At 30.5% G+C, this 9,998-nt stretch carries 12 protein-coding genes, 2 tRNA genes and 1 rRNA gene; 3 read left to right on the forward strand and 12 right to left on the reverse strand.

The window, feature by feature from the left end; all coding sequences use genetic code 11:
• Positions 1 to 10: 10 nt before the first annotated feature.
• The 8 genes from fdxA to J3477_RS17135 form a co-directional block, all read right to left on the reverse strand.
• Positions 11 to 181: a 4Fe-4S ferredoxin gene (gene fdxA, locus J3477_RS17100; protein ID WP_160678819.1), complete on the reverse strand. Its 171-nt coding sequence runs from the start codon at positions 179 to 181 to the stop codon at positions 11 to 13.
• Positions 182 to 279: 98 nt separating this feature from the next.
• On the reverse strand, positions 280 to 483 hold the full coding sequence (locus J3477_RS17105) for a heavy-metal-associated domain-containing protein (protein WP_183279254.1): 204 nt from the start codon (positions 481 to 483) through the stop codon (positions 280 to 282).
• 11 nt (positions 484 to 494) lie between these two features.
• Positions 495 to 1,400 (reverse strand): PSP1 domain-containing protein, encoded by a 906-nt coding sequence (locus tag J3477_RS17110; RefSeq protein ID WP_206871144.1) that lies wholly within the window; start codon positions 1,398 to 1,400, stop codon positions 495 to 497.
• A 1-nt stretch (position 1,401) separates the two neighbouring features.
• Complete coding sequence (locus J3477_RS17115) at positions 1,402 to 2,331, reverse strand: DNA polymerase III subunit delta' (protein ID WP_206871145.1); 930 nt, start codon at positions 2,329 to 2,331, stop codon at positions 1,402 to 1,404.
• 14 nt (positions 2,332 to 2,345) lie between these two features.
• On the reverse strand, positions 2,346 to 2,675 hold the full coding sequence (darA, locus tag J3477_RS17120) for a cyclic di-AMP receptor DarA (protein ID WP_183279257.1): 330 nt from the start codon (positions 2,673 to 2,675) through the stop codon (positions 2,346 to 2,348).
• A gap of 90 nt (positions 2,676 to 2,765) precedes the next feature.
• Positions 2,766 to 3,410, reverse strand: a complete 645-nt coding sequence (gene tmk / locus J3477_RS17125) for a dTMP kinase (protein ID WP_206871146.1) — start codon at positions 3,408 to 3,410, stop codon at positions 2,766 to 2,768.
• Positions 3,411 to 3,448: 38 nt separating this feature from the next.
• Positions 3,449 to 4,894, reverse strand: a complete 1,446-nt coding sequence (locus J3477_RS17130) for an aminotransferase class I/II-fold pyridoxal phosphate-dependent enzyme (protein WP_206871147.1) — start codon at positions 4,892 to 4,894, stop codon at positions 3,449 to 3,451.
• 14 nt (positions 4,895 to 4,908) lie between these two features.
• Positions 4,909 to 5,124 (reverse strand): sigma factor G inhibitor Gin, encoded by a 216-nt coding sequence (locus tag J3477_RS17135; protein ID WP_228731302.1) that lies wholly within the window; start codon positions 5,122 to 5,124, stop codon positions 4,909 to 4,911.
• Positions 5,125 to 5,283: 159 nt separating this feature from the next.
• On the opposite strand from J3477_RS17135, the gene J3477_RS17140 reads away from it, so the two are divergent.
• Positions 5,284 to 6,450: a zinc-binding metallopeptidase family protein gene (locus tag J3477_RS17140; RefSeq protein ID WP_206871148.1), complete on the forward strand. Its 1,167-nt coding sequence runs from the start codon at positions 5,284 to 5,286 to the stop codon at positions 6,448 to 6,450.
• Positions 6,451 to 6,587: 137 nt separating this feature from the next.
• Here J3477_RS17140 and J3477_RS17145 read toward each other — a convergent pair whose 3' ends face one another.
• Positions 6,588 to 7,100 carry a hypothetical protein gene (locus J3477_RS17145; protein WP_206871149.1) on the reverse strand — a complete coding sequence of 171 codons (513 nt, stop codon included), beginning with the start codon at positions 7,098 to 7,100 and terminating at the stop codon, positions 6,588 to 6,590.
• A 273-nt stretch (positions 7,101 to 7,373) separates the two neighbouring features.
• Here J3477_RS17145 and J3477_RS17150 point away from each other — a divergent pair, with 273 nt between their 5' ends.
• Both J3477_RS17150 and J3477_RS17155 read left to right on the forward strand, forming a co-directional pair.
• The gene (locus J3477_RS17150) at positions 7,374 to 8,318 is read left to right on the forward strand and encodes a magnesium transporter CorA family protein (protein WP_206871150.1); all 945 of its coding nucleotides are present in this window, start codon (positions 7,374 to 7,376) and stop codon (positions 8,316 to 8,318) included.
• A gap of 124 nt (positions 8,319 to 8,442) precedes the next feature.
• Positions 8,443 to 9,360 (forward strand): S66 peptidase family protein, encoded by a 918-nt coding sequence (locus tag J3477_RS17155; protein ID WP_206871151.1) that lies wholly within the window; start codon positions 8,443 to 8,445, stop codon positions 9,358 to 9,360.
• Positions 9,361 to 9,599: 239 nt separating this feature from the next.
• Here the strand turns inward: J3477_RS17155 and J3477_RS17160 are convergent.
• From J3477_RS17160 to rrf, 3 genes are all read right to left on the reverse strand, one after another.
• Positions 9,600 to 9,674 (reverse strand) — tRNA-Cys (locus J3477_RS17160).
• An 18-nt stretch (positions 9,675 to 9,692) separates the two neighbouring features.
• Positions 9,693 to 9,768: transfer RNA gene (locus J3477_RS17165), tRNA-Phe, on the reverse strand.
• Positions 9,769 to 9,774: 6 nt separating this feature from the next.
• Positions 9,775 to 9,892, reverse strand: a 5S ribosomal RNA gene (gene rrf, locus J3477_RS17170).
• Between the last annotated feature and the right edge of the window lie 106 nt (positions 9,893 to 9,998).

Raw genomic sequence — 9,998 nt, forward strand, 5'->3', positions numbered from 1 at the left:
CAATTTAAAACTAGTCTTGAACTGGTGCTCCTACTGGGCAAACATTAGCACAGTTTCCACAATCGATGCATGAATTTGCATCTATATCGAATTGTGTATCTCCTTGACTTATAGCATTAACTGGGCATTCAGCAGCGCATGCTCCACAGCTTACGCAAGCATCTGTAATTTTATATGCCATAACAAACACCTCCTAAAAAAATGTGGTGTACAAACACCACATTTATTTTAACATGTTTTTTTTAATTTTAAAAGACTTTTGTTTCTAGTTATGCAATTTTACAAAACAATATACCCCAAATCTTCAATGGAAGTTATTATATCATCCAGTTCAACAAAATAATTGTCATAAACAACATTAACTTCTCCCTTTTCCTTGCTTATCTCACAAGCAATTACTCCTTCATTACTTGAAATAGCCTTTTTAATCTTAATAATGTCATCTGATGTTTTCATGCTAGGAATTCTTATTGAAGATTTCATAGTTTACCTCCTTAATTACCACTAAACAAGTCCTTTATCATCTTTTTATCTACATCGTCATCTAATTCTAGCTTTATATCATTATCATCTACGGTACCTTCATATCCGCCCGATATAATCTTAACATTTTCAATCTTGAATTCTTCTACAAAATCTTCTTCTCCTCTAAAGAGTTTAACTTTAACCTTCTCTTTAACTACTGAGTTAGAAATAACTTCCCCTCGTCCAAGCTCAGTATCAACAACTGAACCAATCTTAGGCAATCTTTTGCGTATATCTTCATATGTATTTTGCTCATAATTAAGACAACACATAAGTCTTCCACATATTCCTGATATTTTGGTAGGATTAAGTGAAAGATTTTGTTCTTTAGCCATCTTTATTGAAACTGAAGCAAAATCACCTAAGAATGTAGAGCAACACAAGGATCTACCGCAAGGTCCTAGCCCCCCTATCATTTTAGCTTCATCTCTTACTCCAATTTGTCTAAGTTCTATTCTTGTTTTAAATATAGTTGCAAGATCTTTTACTAGTTCTCTAAAATCTACTCTTCCATCTGCAGTGAAATAAAATATAACTTTATTATTATCAAATGTATATTCTACATCTATAAGTTTCATATTTAATTTATGTTCTGTTATTTTATCAAAACATACTTCAAAAGCATGCTTTTCTCTGCTTTTATTATCTTCATGCCTAGCTATATCATCAACATCAGCCACTCTTAGAACACTCTTTAGAGGTGCAACGATTTCACTTTCATCTATTTCTTTAGGGCCGATTACGCATTCTCCAAATTCTATTCCTCTTGCTGTTTCAACTATAACGTTATCGTCCTTCTTTATTTCAATCTCGTTTGGATTAAAATAATAAATCTTTCCTGCCTTTTTAAAACGAACTCCTACGACTTTGATCATATTAAACCTCCAGTAGGCTTATCATCATAACATTAAAGGTCATTTGAGCATTAGTATTACTCCTTAGATTTTTCCTAGTTTCATCTATAACGCTGATTATTCCCCTTAACTTTTTATAAGCCATCATGTTTGATAAGTCTTTTATCTTATCTAGCTTATCTCTATTTATAATATACGTACTATCTTCTAGCTCTTTATATATAATTATATCCCTTACAAAGGATATTATAATCGAAAATATATCCTCTTCTTTATTATCATGCTTAGCTATAATAGTCTCATACTTTAGTATTATGTCTTCATTATGACTATTTATGTCCTTTAATAAATCCAATACTATATTTCTTAACTCTTCAAAACTACTATCTTCAATAAACCTTTCAACTTTTCCAGGTATTCCTTCACTAAAAGAAATTAAGGTACTCTTCTTATCTTCATCTATATTAGAATACTTTTCTTCTATAAAAAGCTTTATTTCCGATTCCTTTAGCGGAAATAACTTATGTACTTGGCATCTAGACTTTATTGTATCTAGAATTAATTCAGCACTTTCACATAAAATTATTATATACACACCAAAAGGGGGTTCTTCAATTGTTTTAAGTAAAGCATTCTGTGCTTGAACAGTTAGCTTATTCCCCTCATATATAATAATTACTTTTTTATCTCCTTCATAAGGCCTTTTATTTGTTTCTGTTATAATTTCTCTTACTTCATCTACTCCAAAAGAGTTTTTAGTAGTTTTATAATTAACTATATCAATATATTCTTTAAAATCATCTTTTTTCATTATTTTAGCTGCAAATCTTTTGGCTAAGATACTCTTACCAATTCCGTCTTCACCAATTATTAGATGAGCGTGAGAGAGTGCATTTCTTTCTACACTATTATCAAATCTGTTTAATATTTCACTATGTCCTATAAAATCCATGCACTCTCCCCCTTTTATATTTTGACAAACTTATCAACGTCAACTACAAATACTGTCGCTCCTCCAACCTCAACTTCTACGGGGTATGGTATATAGACTCCTGTTGTTCCAGCCATAGGAGATGGGGAAGATACTACCTGTTTTCTTGTCTTACAGATATCTTCTATCAGGTTAATAACTACATCAACTCTTTCTTTTTCAACACCTATCATTAATGTAGTATTTCCTGATTTTAAGAAACCACCTGTTGTTGCAAGCTTCGTTACTCTAAACCCTTCATCTGTTATTCCATCAATTAAGTCTAATGCATCATCATCCTGAACTATTGCAATAACTAACTTCATAATAACACCTCCCGCAAATTTTATTGAATATATTGTAAGCTTTTATTATTCTTTATTTTATCACAACTAATTAGTTTTGAATACAATTAGTTAAATATATCCTTTTCTTTCGATAAAAGTAATAATCTCTTTAGCAACTGCTTCTTTTACTTCAGCTAAAGATTTAGAAGCATCCACAATCACTGTATTATGTTCATACCTTTTAGCTAATATGTGATATGCCTCTACTACCTTTTCGTGAAATTCTATACCTTCTAGATCTAATCTATTTACTTCTCTTTCATTATTTTTATGTATCCTATTCAAACCCTCTCTAGGATCTATATCAAATAGTATAGTCAAATCTGGCATGTGACCTTCAATAGCAAAGTTATTTATTTCCATGACATTGTCCATTCCAAGACCTCTAGCATAGCCCTGATATGCCAAGGATGAGAATATAAATCTATCACATAAAACTACCTTACCTTCTTCTAGAGCAGGAATTACTTTTTCAACTAAATGTTGTCTTCTTGAAGCCGCATAAAGTAATGCTTCAGTTCTTCCATCCATCTCTACATTATCTCTATTAAGAATTATACCTCTTATTTGTTCAGAAATTGATATACCACCTGGTTCTCTTGTAAATATGTATTCTATCTTTGAATCTCTAAATAAACTTTCAAGTTCCTTTATCACAGTAGTTTTTCCAGCACCTTCTGGTCCTTCAAATACTATAAATAACCCTTTTTTCATATGTCTCACTCTTTCTTATTATATTAAGTTAAATTCGTTTACTTATTCATTATACATAATTGATTTTCTTTTATAACCTTAATATTGCCACTATTTATTCCTAACATAGTTATTCCATCATTAAGTGATTTTTTTATGACTTCAATATGTTCATATTCTATCTTTTCACCCATTATCAACATAGGCACACCAGGTGGATATGGGATTATATTTTCTCCAACTGTCCTTCCTAGCGAAGTTTCTAATGGTATTATTTCTTTTTCAAGTGCAAAAGCATCTGCAGGTATCAAATCTTGTATTGGCAATTTAGTTTCATATATGGACTTATCTGTATCCCTTATTGCATCGATATCTAATATTTCAAGTGTCTTCAGAAGACTAACAAAATCATCTTCAGTATTAAAAGGGGAAGTTAATAATACCACATTATTATCTCCACTCATTTCAGCTTGAATTCTATTATCTCTTAATACATCTAAAAGCTTATGCCCACTTAAGCCTTTACTTAAAAATAACACTAGTCTGCTATCGTCAAATATAACACCTGGTTCATGTATATAACTTTTATCAAAAACCTTAATATATGAGAGATTGTTTATCTTGCTTTTTATCTTGTCCACTTTATCAAATAGATTATCATATGCTCTTTTACCTTCATATTCAAGAAAAGCTCTGCTATAATCTAGAGAAGCCATAAACATATATGATGGGCTCGTACTCTGAAACACTCCAAAATAAAAGTCAGCTTTTTCTATTAGCATTTTATTATTTATGTGTAAATAAGAAGTTTGAGTAAAGCTTGGCAAAGTTTTATGAGCACTCATTACTACCATATCTGCACCAAGTTCAACTGGATTTTTAGGCAACCTCTCATGAATTCCAAAATGCGCTCCATGCGCACAATCAACTAGCACTTTTATATCTCTCTTCTTACATTGATCGATTATGAACTTAATGTCACATCCAATCCCATAGTAATTTGGATAAGTAAGAAAAATTCCTTTTATCTCATCATTATCAGAAAGCAGTTTAATAAAGTATTCTCTACTTATAGACTCCGGAGCCTTAAGTATTGGATTTATTGTATTCTCCATGTATATAGGTTTTAATTTTCTCATAATGAGGCTATTCATTATAGATCTATGACAATTTCTTTCAACTAGTACCTTGTCACCTTCATCAAAACACGTATAGCTCATTATTAAATTTCCTGAAGTACTCCCATTAACTAAAAAGTATGACTTTTCGCTGCCATAGAGATTACTAAGCATATCTAAGGCTTCTTTTAATACCCCTTCTGGTTTATGGAGGTTGTCTAATCCATCTACTTCTGTTATATCAGCAGATAATATAAATTCCGTTAAATCTATATCCAAAGCATCACATTTAAACCCTCTGCCACTCTTATGCCCGGGCATAGAAAACGGTGCATTACGTAGCTTAACATATTCCTTTAAAGCTTCTACTAAAGGAACTCTCTTCATAAGAACCTCCTATATTATAAATACTCGCTTGTTTCATAATTATTTTTCAAAATATGAGGGGTTACGTGTTTCTTAATACAGCTCAAATAATACTTGTAAAAATCTGTATTTGATTTGCAACCAATTAAATTCATCTCGCAATTACGACAAATCTTTTTACCGTTTATTATTATACCATTTTCATGAGTTTTTCCACATACTATACATTTATTTTTATATATATTATTCATATCTAACTACTGCCTCCATATATTTACATATTATCTTAATTCTTAACTCATCTAATATATTTTATTCAATAATGATTGTAATCTTAATTTGTCCACAATAAATATTTTCTTAGAGTAAGGATAAACTATATTAAACTGTTTATTTCGGAGGTAAAATTAATGAAAAAAGATATGGAATCTTATTTATCTTCTGAGAAGGAAAATTTAAGTGACCTATGTAAATTCTTATACAATAATCCTGAGGAAAGCTATTCGGAATACGAATGTTGTAGATATATTAGTAACTTTCTATCTGAGAAAGGATTCAATGTAACAAATAGTTTTTTAGGCTTAAATACTTCTTTTTGCGCAACAAAGGGATCAGGCTACCCTAAGATATGTTATGTTTGTGAGTATGATGCAATTAAAGAAGCTGGTCATATTACTGGCCATAATCTTCTTTCAACAATCTCTGTAGGTGCAGCTATAGCCCTAGGACATATAATTGAGAAAAGTTCTGGAACAGTAATACTCTTAGGATGCCCCGGCGAATACCTTGGTGGTACTAAATCAACTATGGTTCATCAGGGTTTTTTTGATGATATTGACGTTGTACTGGAAGCACATCCCGATATAGTTACTTGTGAAAGTGGAACTTCAGCAGCAATAATTCCATTACAAATAAACTTTAGTTGTGTAAATGGATTAAGATTCTTAAATGAATATACTTATTCTTGTTTAGATGCCGCACTACTTACTCTTAATACAGTTAATGTGCTTATGAAAGGTTTCCCTGATGATGTTAAAATTGACTCAGTATTATCTAAAGGTGGAACTACACCATCTCTTATGCCTAATGAAACAGAAATAAAATTTTATATACGGGCTAAAGATATGGATCTTGCTATGGTAGTAGATCAAAAAATTAAAGAAGTATGCTATTATATATCAAAGCTTATGAGAGTTCAAAACTCTACCTCGCTTTATGAACCACCAAGTGAAGAACTTCTTACAAATCTAACTCTAAATAGATTACTAAGTCATAATTTAAAAGAACATGGTATAATTGATATTAAGCCTCCTCGCGATATTAGGTCTGGTTTGAGTCTAGGAGTTGTAAGTCAAAAAGCACCCTGTATACAATCATTTATTTCTATAATTGAAGATGATAGTATAAAATATGGAACTAAAGAATTTAGAGATTCTACTTTAACTAATCACGCCTTAGAAATTGCTGTTAAAACTGCTTTAGCTTTAGCAGCAACAGGATATGATATAATCCAAAGTGAAGAACTTCTAGGAGAAATTAAAGGTGAGTTTTATTCATTTAAGAAGAATTTAAAGTGATTCTTATACTAATTATAAAATTATATTTATATAATTTTTGAATAAACCTTGCTTATTATTAGTTATAATAAGCTTCTATTAAGCACTTATAAAGTTAAATAGGGTCATTAAGCATATAATGCTTAATGACCCTATTTTTAAACTACCAAGGTTTCCTTTTGTCGTATTCTATGACATCTTAATTTCTTTATCAAATCTCCACTTGGTTGAAAATAAAACTTCTTATATTTATGTGCATCTTTATATATACAACAACAAGTTTTTAGTCCAAAAATATTGCATACATAAAGCCTTGTGCTACTTATAGGATATTTCTTAGGAGAGGATATTATTTTTCCCAAATAAACTATATCCTTTATCTTAATATTCTCTAAAGTTATCTGTCCGGTAGATTTGACTTTATGAATAATAAGCTTGTCAGCAACAATTGAATACTTATAGTAAGTTCTGCATCTTACTACTTGAAGAACTCCAAAGGCTATAGTTAATACTATTATAAATATATTAATAAATAAACTAACTTGCTCATTATAAATTACTACTGATTGATTATAATTTGATAAAACAATCATTAAACATAAAACTATTATACTAACAACAATTGCGGAAGCTTTTTTTCTTTCTATTACTTCCTTATGCATCGTACCCATATACTTGTTTCCCCCATTGTACAAGCTAATATTATAACATAGTGATTATACATCCATTTCAATTATTTATCCATTACTTTTACAGGCAAATATTTGTTTTTCCCCCCCTAAACTGTAGTTTTTAATACTTAGGTTAGTTTATTCTTTCATATAATATCTTTTACTGCATTTTACTAATGTATGTTATAATTTATAGTATGTATAATAATTTTTATTTAGTATATTGTTTTTAAGTGTTATAATTTTTATGAAATATTAATGGAGGTATTTTATATGATTCAGATATATAAATCAGTAAGTGATGTTGATCCAACATTAAAAAACTTAGATAATATTGAACCTGGCTGCTGGATTAACTTAGTTGCCCCTTCGGATGAAGAACTTCTTCTTATATCTAAAAAAACCTCCGTGCCAATAGAATTTTTAAGGGCACCTCTAGATGATGAAGAAGCCTCTCGTATTGATATAGAGGATTCAAATATGCTTGTAATAGTTGATATACCATTTACTGAGATGGAAGATAACTCTTTAACCTATGATACTTATCCACTAGGAATAATACATACTGAAAATGAACTTATTACTGTTTGTCTAAAAAATTCAAAGATATTAAGTGATTTCACTTATGGAAAAATTAAATCTTTTTTCTCATTTAAGAAATCAAGATTTATTCTACAAATTTTAAATAGAGTTTCTACATATTATCTTATATATCTAAGACAAATAGACAAGAAAAGCCTTATGATAGAAAAAAGACTCCATAAATCCATGAAAAATAGAGAACTTATACAACTTCATTCTCTAGAAAAATCTCTTGTATACTTCTCCACTTCACTTAAATCTAATGAAATAACTTTGGAAAAAATGTTGAAGCTTGAAATAATGCAGAAGTATGAAGAGGATAAAGATGTATTAGAAGATGTAATCATTGAAAATAAGCAAGCTATCGAAATGACTGAAATATATAGCAATATATTAGCAAGTACTATGGACTTTTTTGCCTCTGTAATATCAAATAACTTAAATATAGTAATGAAAGCTCTTGCATCACTAACTATATTATTAGCTATCCCAACCATAATGGGTGGAATATATGGAATGAATATTAGATTGCCATTGCAAGACAGTCCTTATGCATTTCACATAGTGATGGGAGTTACCATGGGAATTGCTCTACTTGTTGCAGGACTACTTTATAAAAAAGACATGTTTTCATAGTTTTATTGAGATTAAACACTATTTTAATCTCAATTATGGATTCTGATGAATAATATAATAATTGAGATTGTTACACAAGAGGACTATATGGTCCTCTTATATTTTTATTTGGGAGGTATTTATTATGCTCGCTCATGGAATTAAATTTGGAAAGACTATTGGAATTGTATCACCTGCTGGTTGCGACGATGCAGAAATAATAGATAAAAAAATCTCTGATTTTAAAAATTTAGGTTTTAATGTAAAAGTTGGTAATCATGTATTCGATAAGTATGGATACCTAGCAGGAGAAGATAAAGCAAGAGCTTGCGATCTAATGAATATGTTTATTGATGATGAAGTTGATGCTATTGTTTGTTTCAGAGGTGGGTATGGAAGTGCACGTATTCTACCCTATCTGGATTTGGAAATTATAAAAAAACATCCTAAAATATTTTGTGGTTATAGTGATATAACCTTGATTCTAAACTATTTATATAAAAAATTAAATCTTGTGACCTTTCATGGTCCAATGGTAAAATCAGACTTCTCAGATCTTATCACTCGAGATAGCTTTCTTACTGCTATTATGGATAACTCATGCAATTATAAAATAGATTTGAATTCTTTTGACTCAGTGCAAGTTCATAATACTAAAAATATAAGTGGAAAGCTTGTGGGTGGGAACCTGTCTATCATTTGTAGCAGTTTAGGAACTCCTTTTGAAATTGATACAAACAATAAAATATTATTTCTAGAAGATGTGAATGAAAAGATTTATTCAATTGATAGAATGTTAACTCAACTTGATTTAGCTAATAAGCTAAAATGCTGCAAGGGATTTATACTAGGCAATTTTACACCAAGTGAAAATGATATGAAAGAACATAATTTCACACTGAATGAACTTATTGCTCAAAAAATATTGCCATTAAAAAAGCCTACTATTATTAATCTGCCTTTTGGTCATGAATATCCAAATATAACTCTTCCAGTAGGCGGCTCTGTTAAAATAGATTTTGAAGCAGGCTCAATAACTCCAGTTAAAGAATTTGTGTTATAAATAATCCACAGAAATAAAAATAATCAACAATAGTTATCCACAAAAACTGTGTATTATTTTCATTTTTCTGTGACTAACTTTTGACTTTTCTGAATTTTATCGCAAAATAGTGCTTTTTTATATACTTATCCACAATTATGCTTATTTTTTTATTCTGCTGTGCATTAATTACAGCTGTATATTTATTTATCTCACACAAAACAAAAGTCTGTAAACAAAAAGTTTACAGACTTTATTTTTGGAGGCGCCACCCGGATTTGAACCGGGGCATAAAGGTTTTGCAGACCTTGACCTTACCGCTTGGCTATAGCGCCGAATTAATTTAAAATAAATGGTGGCCAGACCAGGAATCGAACCAGGGACACGAGGATTTTCAGTCCTCTGCTCTACCGACTGAGCTATCTAGCCACATTTACCTAGCGACCACCTACTCTCCCACACAGTCGCCCATGCAGTACCATCAGCCGTCTAAGTCTTAACCTTCGTGTTCGGTATGGGTACGGGTGTAACCCTTAGACGCATCATCACTAGATATTGAAAGATTATTCTTTCAAAATTGCACTTAAGTTTACTTTGTAATAATTTGTATTGGTCAAGCCCTCGACCTATTAGTATCGGTCAGCTGAACATGTTACCAT

The organism is Clostridium zeae (assembly GCF_017312485.1).
Classification (GTDB): domain Bacteria; phylum Bacillota; class Clostridia; order Clostridiales; family Clostridiaceae; genus Clostridium_AR; species Clostridium_AR zeae.